Below are 21,558 nucleotides of genomic sequence, written 5' to 3'. Positions count from 1 at the left end.
CCCGCCCGGCCGAAGGCCCCGCTATCGCGGTGGCAGGGCGCCCGATCCGCTGTCGTGACGTGCCTTGCCAGCGAGCGCCCTGCCGACGTCGATCGCGGACGCGGGTTCACCTTCAGACACTGAGGAACGCGCGCAGCACCGAAGCGACCTGCCGGATCTCGCCCGCTCGCACGTTCTCCTGGCGGGTGTGCGCGAGCGTCGGGTCGCCGGGCCCGAAGTTGACCGCAGGGATCCCGAGAGCCGCGAAGCGCGCGACGTCGGTCCAACCCAGCTTCGCGACCGCCTTACCGCCGGCCGCCGCGACCAGCTCGGCCGCCGCGGGAGCGCTCAGCCCGGGCAACGCTCCTGGCGACAAGTCGACAACCTTGACGTCGTAGCCCTCGAAGAGCTCGCGAAGGTGCGCTTCGGCCTGCTCGCCGCTCCTGTCGGGAGCGAAGCGGTGGTTGATCGTGAGCACGGCCTCGTCCGGCACGACGTTGCCCGCGACCCCGCCGCCGATCTTCGTGGCCTGGAGCCCTTCGCGGTAGGTCAGGCCGTCGATGTCGACCACGCGCGGCGTGTACTCGGCCAGCCTGCGCAGCGGTTCGGCGAGACCGTGGATCGCGTTGACGCCCATCCAGCCGCGCGCCGTGTGCGCGCGGGCGCCTTCGACGCGGATCTCGATCCGCATCGTGCCCTGGCAGCCGCCCTCGATTCCGCCGTTCGACGGCTCACCGAGGATCGCGAGGTCGGCCCGCAGCCACTCGGGCAGCTCGCGCTCTATTCGGCCGAGGCCGTTCTTCGTCGCTTCGATCTCTTCGCAGTCGTAGAACACGAAGGTGACGTCGTGCTTCGGCTCCCGAAGGGCTGCGGCGAGGTGCAGGAAAACCGCGTCGCCGCTCTTCATGTCGACGGTGCCCAGCCCGTGCAGGATCTCGTCGTCACCGGTCCCCTCGCGGCGCACAGGCATGTTCTCGTTGACCGGAACGGTGTCGAGATGCCCGGCCAGCAGCACCCGCGACGGACGGCCGAGGTTCGTACGGGCGAGGACGGCGTCACCGTTGCGGATCACCTCGAGATGCGGCGCCTGCGCCTGGAGCGCGGCCTGCACGGTGTCCGCGATGACCTTCTCCTCCTCCGAGACGCTGAAGATGTCCACCAGCGCGGCGGTGAGGTCGACGGGGTCGGCGTGCAGATCGAGCGAAGGCATGCCCGCACCGTACCGCCGGGCGCCCGGGGCTACCGTGAAGGAGTGCGCATGCGAACGATCTTGGTCGCCCTCCTCCTGGTACTCAGCGGCTGTGGATCGGGGGAAGTCCCGGTGAAGGTCCGTCCGACCCAGAGCACCGGGCCGGACGTGCTGCCGATCAAGCTCAAAGCGCTGACGACCGACCAGTGCTACCTGGCGCCGGGGACCGAATCGCCCAAGGGCTGCCAGAAGTACGTCACCGAACTCTCCAGCGCCGCGGGCACCATCCGCAAACGCCGCCCGGACCTGTCGTCGCACGCCGACGTCCTCGACCGCCCGATCGCCGCCTTCCGTGCCGCGAACTGCCAGGACGTGACGGCTCCCGGCGGACCGTGCGGCCAGGCGCTCGGCGACATGGCGACGGCGCTGACCAGTGTGAAGAGCCTCGTCGGCGGCTGACGGGGGTCACTGGGTTACCGTTCAGGACGTGAGCGAGCAGACCCCTGATCCCGAAACGACCGGCGCCACCGGCGTCGGACTGGCCACCGTCACGACCGACGGCACGGTGCTGGACACCTGGTTCCCGCTGCCCAAGCTGATCGACGGCGCCGAAGGCAAGGCCGGCACGGTGCGGCTGACCGCCGAGGAGGCTTCCGAGGCCCTCGGTGAGGCGGCCGCCGCCCAGCTCGGCCCGGACACCGACCGCGGTGTCGAGGTCGTCGCGGTCCGCACGACCATCGCCCGGCTCGCCGACGCCCCCGGCGACACGCACGACGTCTACCTGCGCCTCCACCTGCTGTCGCACCGCATGGTCCGGCCGCACGGCGCGAGCCTCGACGGCATCTTCGGCCTGCTGGCGAACGTCGTGTGGACCAACCACGGGCCGTGCCCCGTCGAGGGCTTCGAGGCGACCCGGCTGCGGCTGCGGGCGCGCGGCAACGTCACCGTCTACGGCGTGGACAAGTTCCCGCGGATGGTGGACTACGTCGTGCCGACCGGCGTCCGCATCGCCGACGCCGACCGCGCCCGCCTCGGCGCGCACCTGGCCAACGGCACCACGGTCATGCACGAGGGCTTCGTCAACTTCAACGCCGGCACGCTCGGCGCCTCGATGGTCGAAGGCCGGATCTCGGCGGGCGTCGTGGTCGGTGACGGCTCCGACGTCGGCGGTGGCGCGTCGATCATGGGCACGCTGTCCGGCGGCGGCAAGGAGACCATCTCGATCGGCGAGCGCTGCCTGATCGGCGCGAACGGCGGCGTCGGCATCTCGCTCGGCGACGACTCGGTCGTGGAGGCGGGCCTGTACGTCACGGCCGGCACGAAGGTGACCTTCGAGGGCAAGGTCGTGAAGGCGCTGGAGCTGTCCGGCATCTCGGGCGCGGTGTTCCGGCGGAACTCCGGGACCGGCGCCGTCGAGGTCGTCGCGCGCACCGGCGTCGGCATCGAGCTGAACGCGGCCCTGCACGCCAACTGACCTGCGAAAAGGGAGCAAGGGACCTTTGCTACCACCTGGGTGGCCAGGGATGTCGCGAAAGCCACTTTCGCGACGTCTGATGTCCCGAAAGTGGCTTTCGCGACATCCTCGACCGAGTCGCCCGAAGCCCTGAACGACAGCAAGGGACCTTTGCTACCACTCTCCCCCGGAGGGCGGTAGCAAAGGTCCCTTGCTTCTCTCACGGCCTGGACCACCTTGCCGGTTCACCTAGAATTCATCTTGTGACAGCCGAGACCCTGCCGCGCAAGAACGTCCCTTCGACCACTCCTACCGCGCTCGGGCTCGGCGACCGGCCCGCGAAAGCGGGGCCGGGCGATCCGGCGGCCACCCACGTCCGGGTCAAACTCGACGTCGAGATCCGCGCCCTCCTCGCGCACGAACCGGGCACCAAATCCGGTGCCGACCCCGAAGACCTCCACCAGATGCGGGTCGCCCTGCGCCGCATGCGGAGCGTCCTCAAACTCTCGGGCCGCCTCGTCGGCCCGGACGCCGAGCCCGTGCGCACCGAACTCGGCTGGCTCGGCCAGTCCCTCGGCGACGTCCGCGACTACGACGTCCTGATCGGGCACCTCCGCGAGGTCGTCGCCGAATTCGAGGTGCGCGACCAGCCCGCCGCGCGCCGTCTGGTCTCGAAGTTCGTCACCGAACGCGGTGTCGCGAAGCGGCGGCTCACCCGGGCGCTCGCCAGCCCCCGGTACGCCTCGATGTTGCAGGACATCGGCCGTCTCGCCCGGCAGCCCGCCACCGAGGAAGCCGCCGCCGAAAGCCCCCAGACTTCCGCCGATCTCGTCGCCGGTCTCGCGAAGCCACATCGAAAGCTCGCGAAGGCCGTGAAGGCGCTTCCTGCCGATCCCCCGGACGACGACCTTCACGCGCTTCGCATCTACGGCAAGAAACTCCGCTACGCCGCCGAAATGGCCAAGCCCGCGGCGAAGAAGAAGCAAGCGGAACGAATCCAGCGGCTGATCAAGGCCACGAAGAACTTCCAGACCGTTCTCGGGGAGCACCAGGACGCCTGCGTCGCCGCGGATCGGATGCGTGGCGTGGTGGCGTCCGTCGACGCCGAAGTCGCGTTCATCGCGGGCCGGGTCGCGGAGAAGGAACTACTGCGCCGCGCCGAGGTCCGTGCCGTATGGCGCGACGTCTGGGCGGAGGTCGACGCGGCCGCTCAGGCGGTGAGCCCGCGGATGTAGCCGTCCGGGCGGATCTCCACCTGCCGCCCGTTCTCGGCTTCGTACGCCGCGAAAGCGTGCCCGCCGACGTCTTCGAAGTCCACATCGGACAGTGTGCTGCCCGGCGGCAGGATCCGCCGCGCGCCTTCGGGCGCCGGACCGTCGCCGAACACCAGAAGCGTCGCCTGCGGGCCGCGCAGCAGCTCGAACAGCCGGACGGATTTGCCGTTCGCGTCCTTCAGCGGCGCGTCCGGGGCGCGGTCGCCGGGCCGGATCCGGCCGGTCGCCGCGGGCGCGAGCGGGCCGCCGCGGTAGCCGATGTCGAGCTGACGCGTGTTCTCGCCGCGCTCGTGCGCGTCTTCGGTGCCTTCCTTGTACTTCTCGAGGATCTCGGCGCTGATCTTCAGCACCCGCGCGGCGACCCCGCGACGCTCGGCCTCGTAACTGTCGAGCAGCTCCGGTGAACCGTCGGCGAGTTTCCAGCCCAGGTTGTACGCGTCCTGGACGCCGGTGTTGAGCCCTTGCCCACCGGTCGGCGGGTGGACGTGTGCCGCGTCGCCGGCGAGGAACACGCGACCGTCACGGAACCGCTCCGCGAGCCGGATATTGGGCCGCCACACCGTCGACCAGGCGAGGTCGTGCAGCCGGACCTCGCCGCCGGACAGTTCGTCGAGCCGGGACTGCAACGTGCCGAGCGACGCCTCGACCTCCTCCTCGCCCAGTGGCGCGCCGAACTGGAAATGCGGCACTCCAGGCAGCGGCGTGAGCACGATCCCCGACATCGGATCCTCGGGCTTCGCGAACCAGTGCCCGTACGCGCGATCGAGCCCCTCGGCCTGGACATCCCCCAGCAGCATGCGGACCGATTCGTCGGTGGTGCCCTCGAACGCGATCCCGAGCGCCTTGCGCACGAAGCTCTTCCCCCCGTCCGCGCCGACGAGGTAGTCGACCCGGACGCGCTCGCCCGGCAGCTCGGCGGTCACCCCGTCGGCGTCCTGCTCGAAACCGAGCAGGGGCGTGCCGAGCTCGACCTGGACGCCGAATTCGGCGAGCCGCTCACGGAGGATGCCCTCGGTCCGCGACTGACCGAGGAAGAAGCCGTTCGGGTACGGCACGTCCGGCGTCGGCTCGGCGAGCTCGGCCATCCACCGCTCGCCGACGACTTCGCCACCCAGATGGATCTTCATCGCCACGGGCGGCTGTCCGGCGGCCAGCACCGCGTCCAGGACGCCGAGGTCCTCGAAGACCTCCAGCGTGCGCGGCTGCAGGCCGTCGCCCCGCGAGCCCTCGAAGAACGTCTCGGCCTTCTCCACGATCCGCACGCCGACGCCGCGGCGCGCGAGGTCGATGGCCAGCGTGAGCCCGGTCGGCCCGGCTCCCGCGATCAGCACCTCGGTCATCTCTCTCCTCCAGTGAATTGCAATTCAGTGAATCTGAATTCACTATGCTCGTTGCTAGCCTTCCGTGTCAAGGAGGTGCCGATGACGGCGATGAGCCGCAAGGAGAAGGCGGCGGAGACCGAGGCCGCGCTCAAGGAGGCGGCGAAGCGCGTTTTCGCGGCGAAGGGGTACCTGAACACCAAGATCACCGACATCACGGCGGAGGCCGGACGCGCGGCGGGTTCGTTCTACAACCACTTCGCGAGCAAGGAAGAACTGCTCGAAGCACTTCTCGAAGATCTCGCGGCGGCGAGCGACGTCGACGCGGCCTCACCCGAGCACATACCCGACTTCACCGACCCGCAGGCCGTACGCTGGCACGTCTGCGCGTACTGGGATTTCCACCGTGACAACGCGGCGACGATGCTCGCGCTACGCCAAGCCGCGATGGTCAGCGACGAGTTCGCACGCACCTATGCGCGCTTCGGCGCCGCCCAGGCGGCAGATCTCCTGGACCACCTCGGGTACATCACCGCGGCGGGTATGGAGCTCCCGGCGTCGGAGCGGGTCACGCTCGCGATGATGGCCGAACTGGTCAACGGTTTCGCGCACACATGGCTGCTCGACCCGTCGGCGATCTCCGAAGAGGAGGCCGTCGAGGCGCTGACGCGGTTCGTCTACCGGGGTTTCACCGGTCGCGACGTGCCATGAAAGGTCCTTTCCTTGCGAAATTTGCAAGGAAAGGACCTTTCATGGCACGCGATGGGGCGCACGAAACGCGCCGAAATCAGGCGGCGAGCCGCTCCACGGCCGCGTCGATCCGCTCGTCCGTCGCCGTCAAGGCGATCCGGACGTGGTTCCCGCCGGTCGGCCCGTAGAACGTGCCCGGCGCGGCGAGGATCCCGCGGCCGGCGAGCCAGTCGACCGTGTCGAGCGCGGATTCGCCGCGCGTGGACCAGAGATACAGTCCCGCCTCGGAGTGTGAGATCTCGAAACCGCTGTCCAGCAACGCCTTCCGCAGCACCAGCCGACGGCGCGCGTAGCGTTCCCGTTGCACGGCAAGCGCTTCGTCGTCCTTCAGCGCGGCGACCATGGCCTCCTGCACCGGCCGCGGCACGATCAGCCCGGAATGTTTGCGGATCTCCAGCAGACCGGCGACGAGCTTCGGGTCACCGGTGACGAATCCGGCGCGGTAGCTCGCGAGGTTCGCGGACTTCGACAGCGAATGGACGGCCAGCAGACCGTCGAGGGAGCCGCCGTGCACGTCCGGGTGCAGGATCGACACGGGCTCGCTTTCCCAGCCCAGCGCCAGATAACACTCGTCGGACACCACGACGACGCCGCGTTCCCGCGCCCAGTCGACGACCTTGCGCAGGTGGTCGACGCCGAGCACGCGCCCGGTCGGGTTGGACGGCGAGTTCAGCCACAGCATCGACGGCCGCTGCGGCCCGAGCGCGAACGTGCTGTCCGCACGCAGCAGCGAAGCACCCGCCAGCAGCACACCGACCTCGTAGGTCGGGTACGCCACCTCGGGGATGACGACGAGATCACCGGGGCCGAAGCCCAGTTGCCGCGGCAGCGAAGCGACCAGCTCCTTCGAGCCGATCGTCGGCAGCACGGCGGCCTCGGGAACACCCGAGATGCCGTGCCGCCGCGAAAGCGCTTCGATCGCGGCGGCCCTGAGCTCGGGGATCCCGTGCGTGGTCGGGTACCCCGGGATCTCCGACACGGACGCGAGCGCCGCGCGGATGCTCTCGGGGACCGGGTCCACCGGCGTGCCGATCGACAGGTCGACGATGCCGCCGGGATGTGCCTGGGCCTTCGCCTTGGCTTCGGCGAGGGAATCCCAGGGGAAATCGGGAAGAGCGACCCGGCTCATTCGCCCTGCGGGGGAAGAGCCTTGATGAAGGCGGGGTCGTGACTGGTCTTGCCGACCTTGGAGGCGCCACCGGGCGAGCCGAGTTCGTCGAAGAAGTCGACGTTGGCCTTGGTGTAGTCGTTCCACTCGTCGGGGACGTCGTCCTCGTAGTAGATCGCCTCGACGGGGCAGACCGGCTCGCAGGCACCGCAGTCGACACATTCGTCCGGGTGGATGTACAGCATGCGGTCACCCTCGTAGATGCAATCCACGGGGCACTCGTCGATACACGCCTTGTCGAGCACGTCGACGCAGGGCTCGGCGATCACGTAGGTCACTGCGTACTCCTGCTTTATCTCTGCTTCACCAGTCTGCAACGGACATTACGCGCCCACGGGCGCTACCGGCCCGCTTAGGCCACCCTTATCGCCTACCCCGGGTATGGGCTTTCAGCGGTCCTTCCGGCGCGGCGGCGGAGTGGCCCTGCTGTCCCCGGTGATGCGGAACTGCGGCGCGGCGGGCTTCGCCGCTGCTGCGTCCTTCTCGTCCTTCGCGACGGCCTTTTCCGCGCCCAACGCCCGGTTGAAGCCGTCGGAGATCTCGCGAACCAGGTCTTCGTTGTGCCTGTCGTCCTTGCGCGCGATGCTCATCGGGGTCCCTCCACTGCCTTCCTTGGCACAATCTAACCGTGAACAGTGCGGAAATGCTCGAGCTCACCTGTAGCCGCGCTTGGACTCCCCTGCTGGAGAGCCGGATCGGCGACTGGAGGCTCCGCTGGGCGGACGGGTTCACCGCCCGGGCCAACAGTGCCCTGGCGATCGGTGACCCGGGAAAACCGCTGCCAGACGCCCTGCGGGCGGTCTGTGACTTCGCCCACGATCATGCCATCCCCGCGGTCGTTCAGGTGATCCAGAACACGTCTCTCGAAGACGACCTCGCCGCCTCCGGCTGGGTCCACCATGTGGAACACAAGCCCGCGCACGAGGTTCGCCTGCTCACCGGGCCGCTCTCACTCGGGACCTCGGCGGAAGCGGTGATCCGCGACGAGCCGACGTCCGGATGGTGGGAGATGACGGCGGGCAGCGCCGACCCGCCGGAGGCGCCGCGCCACGTCCTCGGTACCGGCAAGGTCGGCTTCGGGATCGTGGAGCTGGACGGTGTCACGGCCGGCGCGGTGCGCGGGGCGGTCGTCGGCGAGTGGCTGCACATCGCCCGTTTGGAGGTACGGCCGGAGTTCCGGCGGCGGGGGCTGGCCCGCGGGCTGATGAACGCCGTGGGCGCCTGGGGCGCCGGTCAGGGCGCGACCGGGATGCTCCTGCAGGTCGCGATGGCGAACTCCGGCGCGCTGAAGCTGTACGAAAGCCTGGGCTGTACGGAGCACCACAGGTACCGCTACTGGGCCCCGGGACCCGGCGCGTGCGAGGATCGCCCGTCGTGAAGGTCGTCATTTTGGTCGGCGGAGTGGGCGGGGCCCGCTTCCTGCTGGGGGTCAAGCAAGCACTGGGTCTGCCCGCGACCGGCTCCGCGCCGGAATCGCCGCACGAGGTGACCGCGCTGGTGAACACCGGGGACGACGTGTGGATGCACGGTCTGCGCATCTGCCCGGACCTGGACACCTGCATGTACACCCTCGGCGGGGGGATCGACACCGAACGCGGCTGGGGCCACGCCGGTGAGACCTGGACGGTCAAGGAGGAGCTCGCCGCCTATGGCGCCGAGCCGACCTGGTTCGGCTTGGGTGACAAGGACATCGCGACGCATCTCATCCGCTCGCGGATGCTGCGCGCGGGCTATCCGCTGTCCCAGGTCACCGAGGCGTTGTGCGATCGCTGGCAGCCGGGCGTGCGCCTGCTGCCGATGTCGGACGACCGCGTCGAAACGCATGTCGTGATCGACGATCCGGAGGATCCGGACCAGCGCAAGGCGATCCACTTCCAGGAGTGGTGGGTGCGTTACCGCTCCGAGCCGAAGGCGCATTCGATCATCGCCGTCGGCGCCGACGAGGCCAAGCCGGCGCCGGGCGTGCTCGACGCGATCGCGGCCGCCGACGTCGTGCTGTTCGCGCCGTCGAATCCGGTGGTCTCCGTGGGCACGACGCTCGGCGTCCCGGGAATCCGCGACGCGCTGCGGAAGACGCGCGCCAAGGTCGTCGGGGTCTCGCCGATCATCGGCGGGAAGGCGTTGCGCGGTATGGCCGACGCGTGCCTGAGCGCGATCGGCGTGGAGACGTCCGCCGAAGCCGTCGGGCGGCATTACGGTTCCCGCAAGGAATCCACCGACGGTGTGCTCGACGGCTGGCTGGTCGCCGAGGGCGAAACCGTCGACGTGCCGGGGGTCGCGGTCCGCGACGTACCCCTGCTGATGTCCGATGTGGACGCTACGGCCGCCATGGTGCGCGCGGCCTTCGATCTGGCTGGAGTTCCCGTTGAGTGACCACGCTTCGGCGAAGATCGAGATCCTCCCGGTCGAGGGCCTGCCGGAGTTCCGGCCCGGCGACGACCTGACCGGCGCGATCGTCGAGGCGGCCCCGTGGCTGCGCTCGGGCGACGTCCTGGTCGTGACGAGCAAGATCGTCTCCAAGGCCGAGGGCATGCTGATCCGCGTCCCGTCCGATCCCGAGGAGCGTGACGCCGCCCGGCGCAAACTCGTCGAGGAGGAGTCCGTCCGCGTGATCGCGCGGATCAACCGGACGGTGATCACCGAGAACAAACTCGGCATCGTGCAGGCGGCGTCCGGTGTGGACGCGTCGAACGTGGCCTCCGGTGAGGTCGCGCTGCTGCCGTCGGATCCGGACGCGTCCGCGCTCGCGCTGCGGAACGGGCTGCGCGAGCGGCTCGGCGTCGAGATCGCGGTCGTGGTCACCGACACGATGGGCCGCGCGTGGCGGGTCGGGCAGACCGACGCCGCGATCGGCGCGTCCGGCCTGCGGGTGCTGCATTCGTACGCGGGCGAGGTCGACGGCCAGGGCAACGAACTCGCCGTCACCGAGGTGGCGATCGCCGACGAACTGGCCGCCGCGGCGGATCTGGTGAAGGGCAAGCTCGGCGGGACGCCGGTCGCCGTCGTGCGCGGCCTTCGGCTCACCGACGACGGCTCGACCGCCCGGAACCTGCTCCGGCCGGTCGAGGAGGACCTGTTCCGCCTCGGTACCAACGAATCCATCGCGCAAGGCCGACGGGAAGCCGTGCTCGCGCGGCGTTCGATCCGGTCGTTCACCGACGAGCCGGTCGATCCCGAAGTGTTGCGCCGCGCGGTCGGGACGGCGCTGACGGCGCCCGCGCCGCATCACACGAAGCCGGTCCGGTTCGTGTGGCTGCGCGAGGAAGGCTTGCGCCGCAAGCTTCTCGACGCGATGAAGGCGTCGTGGCAGGCCGATCTCGAAGGCGACGACTTCACCGCCGAGCAGGTCGCGAAACGGCTCAGCCGCGGCGACATCCTGTACAACGCGCCCGAGGTCGTGGTGCCGTTCCTCGTCGCCGAGGGCGCGCACACCTACCGCGACGACCGCCGGAACGCTTGCGAACACACGATGTTCACCGTCGCCGGTGGAGCGGCCGTGCAGGGCCTGCTGGTCGCGCTCGCCGCCGAAGACCTCGGCTCGTGCTGGATCGGGTCGACGATCTTCGCGTCCGCCATCGTGCGCGACGTCCTCGGCCTCGACGAGCGCTGGGAACCGCTCGGCGCGGTCGCGATCGGCCATCCCGCCGCCCTCCCGCCCGCGCGCGGCCCCGTCGAACCCGGTGAAGGACTTCTCGAACTGTGACCCTGCACGACGACGTCGTGTCCACATTGTCCGGTTGGCGACCGGTGGACGCGGCCCAGGAATCCTTGCGCCAGGCCTATCTCGGCTTCCTCGCCGCGCGAGACGACGTCTGCCGTCGCGAATGCGCGGCCGGGCACATCACCGCGTCGGCCGTCCTGCTCGACGCCGACGCGGAGAACGTGCTCCTCACCCTGCATCCGCGGGTCGGACGCTGGCTGCAGCTCGGCGGGCATTGCGAACCCGGCGACGCGACGCTCGCGGACGCCGCTCTTCGTGAGGCACGCGAAGAATCCGGCATCGAAGACCTCGTGATCGACCCGGCTCCGGTGCATCTCGACGTCCACCCGATCACGTGCTCGCTCGGCGTGCCGACCCGGCATTTCGACGTGCGTTTCGTGGTGCGCGCACCCCGCGGGGCACAACCGGTCCAAAGCGACGAATCGGACGATCTTCGTTGGTGGCCGGTGAATTCCCTCCCGAAAGGGTCGGAAGATCTCGCCGAACTGATGGAAGCCGCCGTGCCCGCGGCGTCCGGCCGTTAGGGTGTCGGCTGACGTTCTTAAGGGGGAATGATGCTGACGACGCTGACGCCATACCTGGACCGGGTCCGGGTCCACAGCAGCGGTGACGGTGAAGGCTTCGGCTGGTTTCTGCTGGTGCTGGCGATCATCGTCGTCATCATCGTGATCGTGGTGATCATCGTGAAGGTCAACCAGGCGAAGAAGCCGCCGATGACCTTCCCGCAGAACCCGAACTTCGGCGGTGGCGGCCCGGCTCCGGGCTTCCCGCCGCCGCCTCCGCCCGCCGGTGGTCCCGCCCCGCAGGGCAACTGGCAGCAACAGCCCGGCTTCCCGCCGCCCCCTCAGCCCGGCTTCGGCCAGGCGCCCGGCTTCCCGCCGCCTCCGGCCCCGGCCCCGGCGGGTTTCGCGCCGCCGCCCGGCGCCCCGGCGCCCAGCCCGTTCGGCGCGCCCGGTATGCCCCAGCCCGGTTTCCCGCCGCCTCCTCCGCAGGCCGGGCCGCCGATCGACCCGAACGCGGACCGCACGCAGGTCGTGTCTCCGCAGCAGCAGGCGGCCGCGGACCGCACGCAGGTGGTCTCCCCCGCGAACGCCGACCGCACACAGGTCGTGTCGCCCGCGAACGCCGACCGGACGCAGGTGGTGTCCGGTGACGCCACCCAGGTCGTTCCCGGTGGCGGCGGCGACCGGACCCAGGTGGTCCCGCCCAGCCAGTAACCGCTTGCTTTTGTGTCAGTAATTGTGTCATCGTGGTGATACGATCACTGGCACAAAGGGGGAGTGGCGTGATGGTGGAACTCAGTGAATCCCAGCGGCTTCAGTTGGCCAGGATGAAGCTTCGGAGCCGGATCAAAACGCAGACCGTCGTCGTGGCCGTGGTGTTGTTCGCGGTGACCTGGGGAACCTGGTTCCTGCTGAGTCAGGAGTTCTTCGTCCGGACTTCGGACGGCACGCCGGGGCTTTACTCGCGCCGGAAAGCCGACTGGCCGACGGTCTCCGCATCAGTGGGCTTGATCGCAGTTCTGGTGAGCTTCGTCGTGCTGGCAGGGCTCGTCTCCTGGACCTTTCTGCGAGTGCGCAAGGCAGAACGGCGGCTGGCACGGTCGCTGCCGCGCCGGATCGCGCACGGAAAGAAGCTGGGCGTCCCCGACGTGGCAGGCCTCGGGTCGTTCGGGCTGTGGCTGCTCAGCACGATCGGCGGGATCGTCATCGGGCTGGGAATCGGCCTGTTCGCCGAAGCGGCCGCGACCCGGCTGCTCGGCTTCACCTACGCGGCGGGCGTCGTCGTGCTCGGCGGGCTGTCTCTCGTTCTCGTCCGTCAGGTGATCGAGCAGCCCGCCCTGGCCGACGACGAACGTTCCCTGCGCACGGACGACGCTCTCCGCCGGAAGGACGCGCAGTTGGCCCTGGTGCCCGCCGGAATCTACCTCGGACTCCCCATGACCTCCGCGGTTCCGGAGTTCGCCGGGTGGCTGTGGTGGTTTCTCGTGGGATACGCCGCGATCGTCCTCATCGGCGTACTGGCGGCGTGGATCCGCAGGTCGACACAGCGCCCGCCGAGCACGGTGCTCTAATCAAGGCCGCCGACAAGAGACCTGGAGCACGAAGTGATCGTCAGCGTCGACACGAACTCACCGGTTCCCCCGTACGAACAGGTACGGGCGGCCTTCGCCGCGCAGATCACGGACCGGACGCTGTCCGTCGGAACGAAACTCCCGACGGTCCGCAAACTGGCCGAGGATCTGGGCATCGCCCCCAACACCGTCGCCAAGGCGTACCGCGAACTGGAAGAGGCGGGTCTGATCGAAACCCGCGGCCGGGCGGGCACTTTTGTTGGGGACTCGGGCGACCAGAACCGGAAGCTGGCGCAGAAAGCAGCCGCCGAGTACGCGGCGATCACCCGCAAGCTGGGGTTGAGCCAAGGTGAGGCGAGCGCCATCGTGAACGCCGCACTGGCCGCGAACGTAACCGCCTATCGCACGCGGCTACAGGAACGCCCCGCGCACTGAGCCAGGAGCGATAGCCGCCGCGCTAGCGACCGGACCGCGGGTTAGTCTCTCGGCATGGTCTTCCTTCTGGTGCTGGTGGTCGGCGTCCTGATCCTGGCCGGGATCGGCGTCGGGATCTACTTCCTGGTGAAGTCGAACAGCAAGCCACAGCCGCCCGCTCTGCCGTACCAGCAGTACCCGAGCCAGCAGCAGCCCTACCCGCCGCAGGGCTGGGGCAACTGAGTCACATCGCGCGGTAGTCGCGGAGTTCGATCTTCGGCCCGAACCTCGGCCGCCGGAAACCGGCCGTCGAGAGGTAGCGCACCACGCGCTGCCGCTGCGGCGAATACGGCGCCAGCACTTCCGACATCCCGGCGTCGTCGAGTTTCGTGCCGACGAGCGCGTGCCCGACCATCGACGGGATGTTGTAGTCGCCGAAGCTGACCGCGTCCGGGTCTCCCCAGGCGCGCTGCGCGATCTCCGCCGCGGTCCACACGCCGATGCCGGGCACCTTCCGCAGCCAGGCCCGGCCCTCGACACCCTTCAGTTCGACGGCCTTCTCCAGGCGCGGCGCGACACGGGCCGCCGCGATCAGCGTCGTCCGCCGTTTCAGATCCACTCCGGCGCGATGCCATTTCCAGTCCACAATGGATCGGATGGCGACGGGCGTCGGCGGCACGCGCAACCGTGACGGCCCCGGTCCTGGCGCCGGTTCGCCGAACCAGCGGCACAGTTCGCCCCACGACCGCAGGGCCTCCGTACTGGTCACCTTCTGTTCCAGCACGGCGAGCACCAGCGCGTCCCACACCCGGCCGGTCGAGCCGAGGCGCAGTCCCGGGTTCCGGCGCCGAGCCGACGCGACGACGTCGTGGTGCGCGACGAATCCGGAGTCGTCGTCGTGCGCGCCGAGCATCGCCGGGACCCCTTCGAGCAGCCTTTCCGCGCCGGGCCCCCAGGCCTCCGCCTCGATCTCGCCGTCCGCGCGCCGCAGCAGCGCGAGCGTGCCCGCGCCGTCCGCGGTGTTCACGGCCAGCCAGGTGACCCCGGCCTCGGTCCGGACGACGTTGGGCGAACGCGACCCACGGCTCAGCGGGCCCAGAACCGTGTCCAGGTCCAGCTCGAAGGCAGGACGGAATCGCACACACGGAAACTACCCGGCACTCGGCTAGGGTGAGCGGGCCACCCGAACCCGTAAGCCTATGGAGGACAGCGACGATGACCGAGCGACCGGCGAAGGCCTCGATCGTCAGCGGGTACTTCAACCCGCTCCACCAGGGCCATCTCGACCTGTTCGAAGCCGCTCAGGCACGGTCGGGCTACCTGATCGTCATCGTCAACAACGATCACCAGCAGGTCCTCAAGAAGGGCAGGGTGATCCAGGTCGAGGACGTCCGGGCCCGGATCGTCCGCGCGCTGCGCATCGTCGACGACGTGTACATCGCCGTCGAGCAGGGGCCGGGCATCAACGAGTCGTTCGACCTGATCCGCGCGGCGTACCCGGACACGGAGCTCGAGTTCTGCAACGGCGGGGATCGGCGCAACGTCGACGAGCTGCCCGCCGACGAGGTCGAGGCCGGGGCCCGGAACGACATCTCGATGATCTACGGCATCGGCGGCACGGACAAGGCCGACTCCAGCACCCGGATCCTTTCGGACATGGAAGCCTGACACCGATATTTGTCGGACGACGTTCGCGGGTCTGCTGACGGCGGCCGCTCCTAGGGCCTACCCTAGACAACACACAGTCGGCCCTGAACCCAGAGGGCCCCAGGTCAGTCGGGAGGCCTAGGGGAATGGACCCCCGTGCTCGGGCGGACGCCTTGCTCGCACGCGCTAGCGCGCGTGGAGCCTTCGTCGTGACACCGGACAACGCGACGTCTCCGATGGACTCCGCGAACACTCAGCAGATCCCCCGGTCGGTGGTCGCCGAGATCGATCGTTCGTCGGACCCGGACACGACCACTCAGCTACCGGCTTCGCTGATCGCGGAGAACGACCACCCGCTCGCGGGACCCGAACCGACGACGCGGCTGGACCTGCCGCCGGCGCGGGGCGAAGGCTCGACCCAGCCGCAGCCGTATCCCCGGCGTCCCGGCACCCCGCAGCCGACCAGACCGCTCCCGCAGGCGACGACCCCGCTCACCCGGCGGCCGCCCGCCACTCCGGTGCAGAGCCCGCTGATCGAGCAGCCGGAGCCGGAGACCGTCGAGAACGAGGTCGGCGGCTTGGTGCCGACGGTGAAGCAGAATCCTTCGGGGCGTTCGAACCTTTCGCGCCGGCTGGACGGCATCTAGCCCCCACGCGCGCGCTATGAAAGGTCCTTTCCTTGCAAATTTTGCAAGGAAAGGACCTTTCATAGCATCCGGATCACGCGATCGATCTCCTTGATCGCCGCTCCCCCGCCGTACGTGGCGTTGGACAGCATCGCGACGTCCAGCCCTTCGGCCGGGTAGTGCCGCATGAGCGAGCAGACGCCGACGTTCCCGCCGTCCTTGTAGTAGTGCCGCACCGAACCGTCCGGTGCCAGCACGAATTCGAGGCCGAAGCCGTACCGAACACCGCTGCTGTGGAGCACCTGAGGCGTGAGGAACTCCTTCGTGCGTTCAGGGCTCAAGAGCCGTTCTTCGCGGATCGCCCGCAGAAGCCGCACGAGGTCACCGACGGTGCAGTACGCCCCTCCGTCGGGTGAACCGATCGGCGGGTAGCTGAAGATATTCTGCTTCCAGCCGGTGATCTGGTCGCCGTCGAGGATCGGGTCCCAGCCTTCGGCGACCCTCGGCTGCGGATCACGCCGGTCGAAGAACCCCGAATCGGTCATCCCCGCGCGGTCGAGCACGGCCTCCCGGACGTGGTCGCGATACGGCCTTCCGGTGATCTCCTCGATCACCAGCCCCGCGAGGACATAGCCCGAATTGCAGTACCGGCAGCCCTCGCCGGGCGCGAAATTCGGTGCCCGGTAAGCGAAATTGGGCAGATGGTCACGCGTCTCGACGACCGAGTACACCGGCTTGTCGACCCACAGCGCTTCGTAGCTCTCGCCGGCTTCCTCGTCGGCGTCGTCGGCGATCCCGGACGTGTGCGTGAGCAGCTGTCGCGTCGTCACCCCGGCCGCGATCACGGTGCCTGCGAGGTCGATGATCCCGCCGATCGGGCGGTCGAGGTCCAAGCGGCCTTCGTCGACCAGCCGCAATGCGGCGATCGCGGTGACGACCTTGGTGATCGACGCGGTGTCGTACCGGACGTCCGGCGCGTTCGGCACCGACCAGCGGCGGCTGGCCAGGCCGTAGCCGCGTTCGAACAGCGTCTCGTCGCCGCGCCGGATCAGCACGACTCCGGAGAAGCGGTCCTCCCCGGCGCGTTCCGTCAGCCAGGTGTCCAGTGCGGCGAAGTCCATGCACCGACGGTAACGACGACGAGGAACCCGGTCGCGTGAATTCCGGTGGCCGGAACGGCTACTTCTGGCGCGTTTCGAGCTTGAGGCGCAGCGCGAGACCGGCCTTCACCGCGAGCATGACCGGCTTCCACAGGAGACCGCGGTGACGGTCCGCGAGGTAGCGGTACGCACTGTCGTGGTGCGCGCGCAGCATCTTCGCCGAAGCCTGCGACGTCGAGTGACCGCCGATGTGCATGACACTGGACGAAGGCGCGTACACGTTCAGCCAGCCGGCGCGGGTCATCCTGTCGCCGAGGTCGACGTCCTCGAAGTACATGAAGTAGCGCGTGTCGAACCCGTCGACCGAATCGAAGGCCTCGCGACGGAACAGCTGGCAGGACCCGGAAAGCCAGCCCGCCGTGCGCTCGACCGGGGTGCCGGTCTCCTGCCGGTACTGCCGCGTCCACGGATTGCCCGGCCAGATCTTGCCGAACGCCGCGTGCCCGATCCCGCGGCCGAACGACGGCAGCAGCCGGGCCGACGGGTACACCGTGCCGTCGAGATCGTGGATGAGCGGGCCGAAGGCGCCACCGCGCGGCCAGCGCTCGGCCACCTCGAGCAACGCGTCGAGCGAACCGGGCTCCCATTCGACGTCCGGGTTCACCACGGCGACCCAGCCGTAGCTGTCGTCGAGTTCCGCGACGCCCCGGTTGGCGGCGGTGCCGTAACCGACGTTCTCGCCGATCCTGAGCAGCTTGACGTTGTCCCGGCGGGCGGCCTTGTCCAGCGCGTCGTCCGTGGAGTCGTTGTCGGCGACGACGACCTGGATGTCCCGGTCCGTCGCCTTCTCGAGGGTGTCGAGGAACTTCTCCAGGGTCTCGCCGGGGAAGTACGTCACGGTCACGACGGCGATCCCGTCGCCGTAGCTGGGGTGCTCAGTCACGCGGCCATTGTCCACCCGTCACCGAACGCGACTTCGGCCCACCCACTTCGGCCACGCCGATTGCGCGGCCGCAACGGAGCGTGCACACCCGACTGCTTTCCGCAATCAGCGCCAGGCAGAATGGACCGATGCCCGTGCACGCCTTCATCGACGAATCGGTGCGAGACCAGCGGTACCTCCTGTGCATGACGCTGGTCCCCCCGGCGCAGGCAACTGATCGACCGCATCGCCGCCTTGGAAGTCACGACGATCCTGTATCTGGGCTCGTGTACGCGGAAAGCAGAGGAAGAGGCCAGGCAGAAATGCCTTGAACATGCCGTCGCCGATCTACTCGCCAAGAACGCACACCGGTTGGTTCTCGACTCGCGCGACCATCGCGATGTCCACGACCGCAGGACGTTGCAGCGAGCTCTGGGTCATCGGCCCTCCAAGACCGAGCTCACCTACGAGCACCTGAACTCGACCGCCGAACCGCTGTTGTGGATTTCCGACGCGGTGGGATGGTGTTTCGGCGCGGGCGGTCACTGGCGCCGAAAAGCAGACCGGCTCGTCGATGCGATCATCGAACTCTGAACAGCGAAAAGCCCGCGAGACGACCGTCCGGACGCGTCACGGGCCTTCATACTCGGCCCCACCGGGGCCTCGCACCTCAAGCATACCCCACATACCGAACAGCTCCCCTGGCAGAAGCAGGACTCAGCTCGCCCGCCGCTGCGCATGCCGGTGCCAAGCCTTCGCGTAAGCCTCACGATGCCGCTCCGCGGTCGTCGCCCACGAGAACTCCTTCGCCCGCCGAAGCGCGGCTTCGGCCAGCTCGGCCCGACGAGCCGGGGCGTCGAGCAGCTCGGAGATGGCCGCGGCGACGTCTCCGGCGCCGACACCGCAGTAGGCGACCGCGTCCCCGCCGACCTCCGGCAGCGAAAGCCGTCGCGTCGTGAGCACGCTCGCGCCGCACGCCATCGCCTCCAGCACCGGCAGCCCGAATCCCTCGCCGAGACTCGGATAGGCGACCAGTTCGGAGCCGCCGAGGAAACCGGCGAGCGTGTCGAACGGCAGATATCCCGCCCGGATCACCCGCAGCCGGTGCGGAACGGCGTCCAGTGCGCGTTCGACCTGCGAGTCCCAGCCCGGCTGCCCGGCCAGCACCAGCGCAGGCGGGTTCGGCCTGCCGATCACGGCGTGGGCGAAGCCACGGATCAGCGCGGGCACGTTCTTGCGCGGTTCCAGCGCGCCGAGGAAGGCGACGTACGGCGTCTTCCCGAGTCCGACGGCCTTGCGCGCGGCCTCGATCTCCGCGGGCGACGGCGGATGAAACCGGTCCGGTTCGACGCCGTGGTGGATGATCTCCAGTTCCGCCGTGCGCACCTGGCCGACGCGCTCCAGTTCGGCCGCCGTCGCGATGCTCGGCACGACGCACAGCGTCGCCCGGCGAAGCGCAGTCGCGGTCCAGGCGCGGAAGAAGCGCGCCTTCACCGAAGAGTGCAGGACCGCGTCGGTGAAGAAGGTCGCGTCGTGCAGCGTCACCACCGAAGCGGCCGGGCTCGCCAGCGGCATCGTGTAGTGCGGCGAATGGACGACGTCGGCGGCGAGCCGGCGGACCAGCCGGGGCAGGGTCGCCTGCTCCCAGGTCAGCCTGGCCGTCCTGGTCGATGTCGACGGTGAGGTGGGCACGATCCGCGCGCCGGGCGCGAGCCGGTCGTACAGCACCGCGTCCCGCGGCTGGCAGACGACGGTGATCCGCGCGCCGTCCTCGTCCAGCGCCGCGACCAGCGAATCCACGTAGCGACCGACGCCACCCCGGTCCGCGGGGACGGCGGTCGCGTCGATAAGCACGCGAGGGTCATCGGTCACCCTAGGAGGGTACGGCCGTGCACCAGGCCCGCGGTGGGGAACCGACAAACTGCTAGCGCAAGTGGAGGCCCCAAACCGCGGAAGCGGCTCGTTGCCAGGTGAACTCACTCGAACGACTGAGACCACTGTCACGCAGGGCTGCCGCACGTTCCGGATGGTCGAGGACGTCGCGAAGGGCATCCGCAAGCGCTTGCGCATCGCCGACGGGGACGGTGACGCCCGCTCCCCCGGCCACCTCGACCAGGGCGGGAGCGTCCGAATGCACCACCGGCACCCCGGCCGCCATCGCCTCGATCAGCGGCAGCCCGAACCCCTCCGCCCGGCTCGGCATCGCCAGCACCGACGCGCCCCGCAGCGCGAACGCCAGCTCCGCGTCGCTCACCTTCCCCAGTACCCGGACGTCGGCGCCGTGCTCGCGCGCCAGCGCCGACGGGTCGATGCCGCCCCACCCCGGCTGGCCGGCCAGCACCAGCGGCACCCCGATCCGACCGGCGGCGTCGATCAGCACGTCGATGCCCTTGCGCGGTTCGATCGTCCCGATCGCGAGCACGTACTTCTCCGGCAGCGCGACCTCGGCGAACCCGGCGGGCGGCCGCACCCCGTGCGGGATCACGCGCACCGGTACCGAAACCGGGACGAGCCCGGCGAGCTCGTCCGCAATCGCTTGCGTGGGCACGGTCAGCGCGGTCGCCCGCGACGCGGCTCGCGCGATCACCGCCTTGTGCCACGCGACGCCGCGCGGGGTCAGCGTCTCAGGATGCGTCCACGGCACGGTGTCGTGCACCGCGACCGACAGCGTCCGCCCCCTCGGCACCCTGGCGGGCGCGAGCGGCGTCGGCGCGTGGACCGCGTCGCCGCCCGGCCACCACGGCAGGCCCAGCTGCCAAGCGGCGATCAGCCCCCGGGGCGGGATCGGCAGCACGCGCGGCCCCTCGACCCCCTCGACGACCGCGGCTTCGATGTCGGCGTGCCGCGCGACGACGCTCGACACCGTCCAGCCCGGCGGCGCCGTCTCGGCGAGCGCGCGCAGCAGCTCACCGGTGTAGCGGCCGGTCCCGCCGGGGACCGGCGCCAGCAGCTGCTCGGCGAGCACGACCAGTTCGGGCATGGTCACTATTCTCTCCACCATGACCAGCACCACCGTCGTCGTGGTCACCTGGCGCGGCGCCGCGCACATCACCGCCTGCCTCGACGCCCTCGCCGCGCAGACCCGCGCGCACCGGACCCTGGTCGTCGACAACGCCTCCGACGACGGAACGGCCGCCCTGCTCGCCGCCCATCCGTCGAAGCCCGAAGTGCTCCGGCTGCGGCGCAACACCGGCTACGCGGGCGCCATGGCCGCCGCACTGGACAAAGTGGACACTCCGCTGATGGCCTGGCTCAACGACGACGCCGCGCCGGCCCCGGATTGGCTCGCGACCTGCGAAGACACGCTCACGAAGGCGCCGCTCGCCGCCGCCGTGAGCGCCCGGCTGACGCTCCCCGACGGGACCGTCCAGTCCACCGGCGTCCGCCTGACGGCCGACGGTCACGGCGCCGACCTGCCGGAACCCGTCGAAGAGGTCTTCGGCTTCTGCGGGGGCGCGGCCGTCCTCGACGTCGAGGCACTCCGTTCCGTCGGCGGCGTCCCCGCCTCCTATTTCTGCTACTACGAGGACACCGACACCGCGTGGCGGCTGCGGCTGGCGGGCTGGGACGTCGTCAGCGCCGAAGCCGACGTCACCCATGAGCATGGCGCGAGCACTCTGCCGGGTTCGGTCCGGTTCCACCTGTGGAATGAACGCAACCGCCTCCTGACCCTCCTGCGCTGCGCCCCGCGCGCGGTGGCGATCCGCCAGCTGGTGAAGTTCGCCGTACTCACCCTGGTACTGCCCCTCCGGGGGAAACCGATGGCACCGAACTTCCGTCTGAGTCTCCGGTGCCGCGTCCTGGGCGCCGTCGCCGCGCGCCTGCCGCGCACGCTGGTCGAGCGGCGGGCTGTAGGGCGACGGGCGACACTGGGCCGAGGCGCGGTCTGGGAGGCGTGGGCGGGCAATTAAGCTTGCCCCAA

The 21,558-nt window shown here is 69.8% G+C and carries 26 protein-coding genes; 16 read left to right on the top strand and 10 right to left on the bottom strand.

Translation table 11 applies throughout. From position 1 onward, the window contains the following. Positions 1-112 precede the first annotated feature (112 nt). Complete coding sequence (gene dapE / locus AMK34_RS29325) at positions 113-1,189, bottom strand: succinyl-diaminopimelate desuccinylase (protein ID WP_038519142.1); 1,077 nt, start codon at positions 1,187-1,189, stop codon at positions 113-115. A 42-nt stretch (positions 1,190-1,231) separates the two neighbouring features. On the opposite strand from dapE, the gene AMK34_RS29320 reads away from it, so the two are divergent. From AMK34_RS29320 to AMK34_RS29310, 3 genes are all read left to right on the top strand, one after another. Then, positions 1,232-1,627 carry a hypothetical protein gene (locus AMK34_RS29320; RefSeq protein WP_083650029.1) on the top strand — a complete coding sequence of 132 codons (396 nt, stop codon included), beginning with the start codon at positions 1,232-1,234 and terminating at the stop codon, positions 1,625-1,627. A 28-nt stretch (positions 1,628-1,655) separates the two neighbouring features. Then, on the top strand, positions 1,656-2,642 hold the full coding sequence (gene dapD / locus AMK34_RS29315) for a 2,3,4,5-tetrahydropyridine-2,6-dicarboxylate N-succinyltransferase (protein ID WP_073847497.1): 987 nt from the start codon (positions 1,656-1,658) through the stop codon (positions 2,640-2,642). A 242-nt stretch (positions 2,643-2,884) separates the two neighbouring features. Further along, a complete protein-coding gene (locus tag AMK34_RS29310; RefSeq protein WP_073847496.1) occupies positions 2,885-3,856 on the top strand; it encodes a CHAD domain-containing protein in 972 nt (323 codons plus the stop codon). Here AMK34_RS29310 and AMK34_RS29305 read toward each other — a convergent pair. Next, the gene (locus AMK34_RS29305) at positions 3,832-5,235 is read right to left on the bottom strand and encodes an FAD-dependent monooxygenase (protein ID WP_073847495.1); all 1,404 of its coding nucleotides are present in this window, start codon (positions 5,233-5,235) and stop codon (positions 3,832-3,834) included. The two genes, AMK34_RS29310 and AMK34_RS29305, sit on opposite strands and share 25 nt — an antisense overlap. 81 nt (positions 5,236-5,316) lie before the next feature. Here AMK34_RS29305 and AMK34_RS29300 point away from each other — a divergent pair, with 81 nt between their 5' ends. After that, the gene (locus AMK34_RS29300; protein ID WP_073847494.1) at positions 5,317-5,925 is read left to right on the top strand and encodes a TetR/AcrR family transcriptional regulator; all 609 of its coding nucleotides are present in this window, start codon (positions 5,317-5,319) and stop codon (positions 5,923-5,925) included. 76 nt (positions 5,926-6,001) lie between these two features. Here the strand turns inward: AMK34_RS29300 and dapC are convergent, their stop codons facing one another. The 3 genes from dapC to AMK34_RS29285 form a co-directional block, all read right to left on the bottom strand. Next, a complete protein-coding gene (gene dapC, locus AMK34_RS29295; RefSeq protein ID WP_073847493.1) occupies positions 6,002-7,093 on the bottom strand; it encodes a succinyldiaminopimelate transaminase in 1,092 nt (363 codons plus the stop codon). Next, the gene (gene fdxA, locus AMK34_RS29290; RefSeq protein ID WP_016331413.1) at positions 7,090-7,410 is read right to left on the bottom strand and encodes a ferredoxin; all 321 of its coding nucleotides are present in this window, start codon (positions 7,408-7,410) and stop codon (positions 7,090-7,092) included. Before fdxA ends, dapC begins: the two co-directional genes overlap by 4 nt. Positions 7,411-7,521: 111 nt before the next feature. Next, on the bottom strand, positions 7,522-7,722 hold the full coding sequence (locus AMK34_RS29285; protein WP_073847492.1) for a hypothetical protein: 201 nt from the start codon (positions 7,720-7,722) through the stop codon (positions 7,522-7,524). Positions 7,723-7,775: 53 nt separating this feature from the next. On the opposite strand from AMK34_RS29285, the gene AMK34_RS29280 reads away from it, so the two are divergent. From AMK34_RS29280 to AMK34_RS43295, 8 genes are all read left to right on the top strand, one after another. After that, positions 7,776-8,510 (top strand): GNAT family N-acetyltransferase, encoded by a 735-nt coding sequence (locus AMK34_RS29280; protein ID WP_073847491.1) that lies wholly within the window; start codon positions 7,776-7,778, stop codon positions 8,508-8,510. Then, a complete protein-coding gene (cofD, locus tag AMK34_RS29275) occupies positions 8,507-9,505 on the top strand; it encodes a 2-phospho-L-lactate transferase (RefSeq protein ID WP_038519166.1) in 999 nt (332 codons plus the stop codon). The genes AMK34_RS29280 and cofD overlap by 4 nt, the downstream gene beginning before the upstream one ends. After that, on the top strand, positions 9,498-10,835 hold the full coding sequence (locus tag AMK34_RS29270) for a coenzyme F420-0:L-glutamate ligase (protein ID WP_038519168.1): 1,338 nt from the start codon (positions 9,498-9,500) through the stop codon (positions 10,833-10,835). Before cofD ends, AMK34_RS29270 begins: the two co-directional genes overlap by 8 nt. Continuing rightward, on the top strand, positions 10,832-11,377 hold the full coding sequence (locus AMK34_RS29265; protein WP_038519171.1) for an NUDIX hydrolase: 546 nt from the start codon (positions 10,832-10,834) through the stop codon (positions 11,375-11,377). Before AMK34_RS29270 ends, AMK34_RS29265 begins: the two co-directional genes overlap by 4 nt. A 30-nt stretch (positions 11,378-11,407) precedes the next feature. Then, the gene (locus AMK34_RS29260; protein ID WP_233629594.1) at positions 11,408-12,070 is read left to right on the top strand and encodes a hypothetical protein; all 663 of its coding nucleotides are present in this window, start codon (positions 11,408-11,410) and stop codon (positions 12,068-12,070) included. A 71-nt stretch (positions 12,071-12,141) separates the two neighbouring features. Beyond that, positions 12,142-12,927 carry a hypothetical protein gene (locus AMK34_RS29255; protein ID WP_073847490.1) on the top strand — a complete coding sequence of 262 codons (786 nt, stop codon included), beginning with the start codon at positions 12,142-12,144 and terminating at the stop codon, positions 12,925-12,927. Between the two features lie 33 nt (positions 12,928-12,960). Next, a complete protein-coding gene (locus tag AMK34_RS29250) occupies positions 12,961-13,362 on the top strand; it encodes a GntR family transcriptional regulator (RefSeq protein WP_073847489.1) in 402 nt (133 codons plus the stop codon). Between the two features lie 54 nt (positions 13,363-13,416). After that, positions 13,417-13,584 carry a hypothetical protein gene (locus AMK34_RS43295; protein WP_198941764.1) on the top strand — a complete coding sequence of 56 codons (168 nt, stop codon included), beginning with the start codon at positions 13,417-13,419 and terminating at the stop codon, positions 13,582-13,584. Position 13,585: 1 nt separating this feature from the next. On the opposite strand, the gene AMK34_RS29245 is transcribed toward AMK34_RS43295, so the two are convergent. Further along, entirely contained in the window at positions 13,586-14,482 is an 897-nt protein-coding gene (locus AMK34_RS29245; protein ID WP_038519179.1) for a DNA-3-methyladenine glycosylase family protein, read from the bottom strand. Positions 14,483-14,556: 74 nt separating this feature from the next. On the opposite strand from AMK34_RS29245, the gene AMK34_RS29240 reads away from it, so the two are divergent. Continuing rightward, complete coding sequence (locus AMK34_RS29240) at positions 14,557-15,009, top strand: adenylyltransferase/cytidyltransferase family protein (protein WP_038519182.1); 453 nt, start codon at positions 14,557-14,559, stop codon at positions 15,007-15,009. Positions 15,010-15,134: 125 nt separating this feature from the next. Then, positions 15,135-15,635, top strand: coding sequence for a hypothetical protein (locus AMK34_RS29235; protein WP_038519184.1), 501 nt, complete (start codon positions 15,135-15,137; stop codon positions 15,633-15,635). A gap of 59 nt (positions 15,636-15,694) precedes the next feature. On the opposite strand, the gene AMK34_RS29230 is transcribed toward AMK34_RS29235, so the two are convergent. Continuing rightward, positions 15,695-16,735, bottom strand: coding sequence for a serine hydrolase domain-containing protein (locus AMK34_RS29230; RefSeq protein ID WP_073847488.1), 1,041 nt, complete (start codon positions 16,733-16,735; stop codon positions 15,695-15,697). 58 nt (positions 16,736-16,793) lie between these two features. Then, positions 16,794-17,657, bottom strand: a complete 864-nt coding sequence (locus AMK34_RS29225; protein WP_198941762.1) for a glycosyltransferase family 2 protein — start codon at positions 17,655-17,657, stop codon at positions 16,794-16,796. Between the two features lie 234 nt (positions 17,658-17,891). Between AMK34_RS29225 and AMK34_RS29220 the strand changes: the two genes are divergently transcribed. After that, complete coding sequence (locus tag AMK34_RS29220) at positions 17,892-18,230, top strand: hypothetical protein (protein WP_241832888.1); 339 nt, start codon at positions 17,892-17,894, stop codon at positions 18,228-18,230. A 123-nt stretch (positions 18,231-18,353) separates the two neighbouring features. Here the strand turns inward: AMK34_RS29220 and AMK34_RS29215 are convergent, their stop codons facing one another. Continuing rightward, complete coding sequence (locus tag AMK34_RS29215) at positions 18,354-19,490, bottom strand: glycosyltransferase family 4 protein (protein ID WP_037332234.1); 1,137 nt, start codon at positions 19,488-19,490, stop codon at positions 18,354-18,356. 70 nt (positions 19,491-19,560) lie between these two features. Next, the gene (locus AMK34_RS29210) at positions 19,561-20,616 is read right to left on the bottom strand and encodes a glycosyltransferase family 4 protein (RefSeq protein WP_073847625.1); all 1,056 of its coding nucleotides are present in this window, start codon (positions 20,614-20,616) and stop codon (positions 19,561-19,563) included. Between the two features lie 19 nt (positions 20,617-20,635). Between AMK34_RS29210 and AMK34_RS29205 the strand changes: the two genes are divergently transcribed. Continuing rightward, positions 20,636-21,547, top strand: coding sequence for a glycosyltransferase family 2 protein (locus tag AMK34_RS29205; RefSeq protein WP_073847487.1), 912 nt, complete (start codon positions 20,636-20,638; stop codon positions 21,545-21,547). Positions 21,548-21,558 lie beyond the last annotated feature (11 nt).

This window comes from Amycolatopsis sp. CB00013, from assembly GCF_001905755.1.
GTDB classification, from domain to species: Bacteria; Actinomycetota; Actinomycetes; order Mycobacteriales; family Pseudonocardiaceae; genus Amycolatopsis; species Amycolatopsis japonica.
Note: the sequence above shows the minus strand (reverse complement) of the source record. Positions and strands in the feature narration are given on the sequence as shown.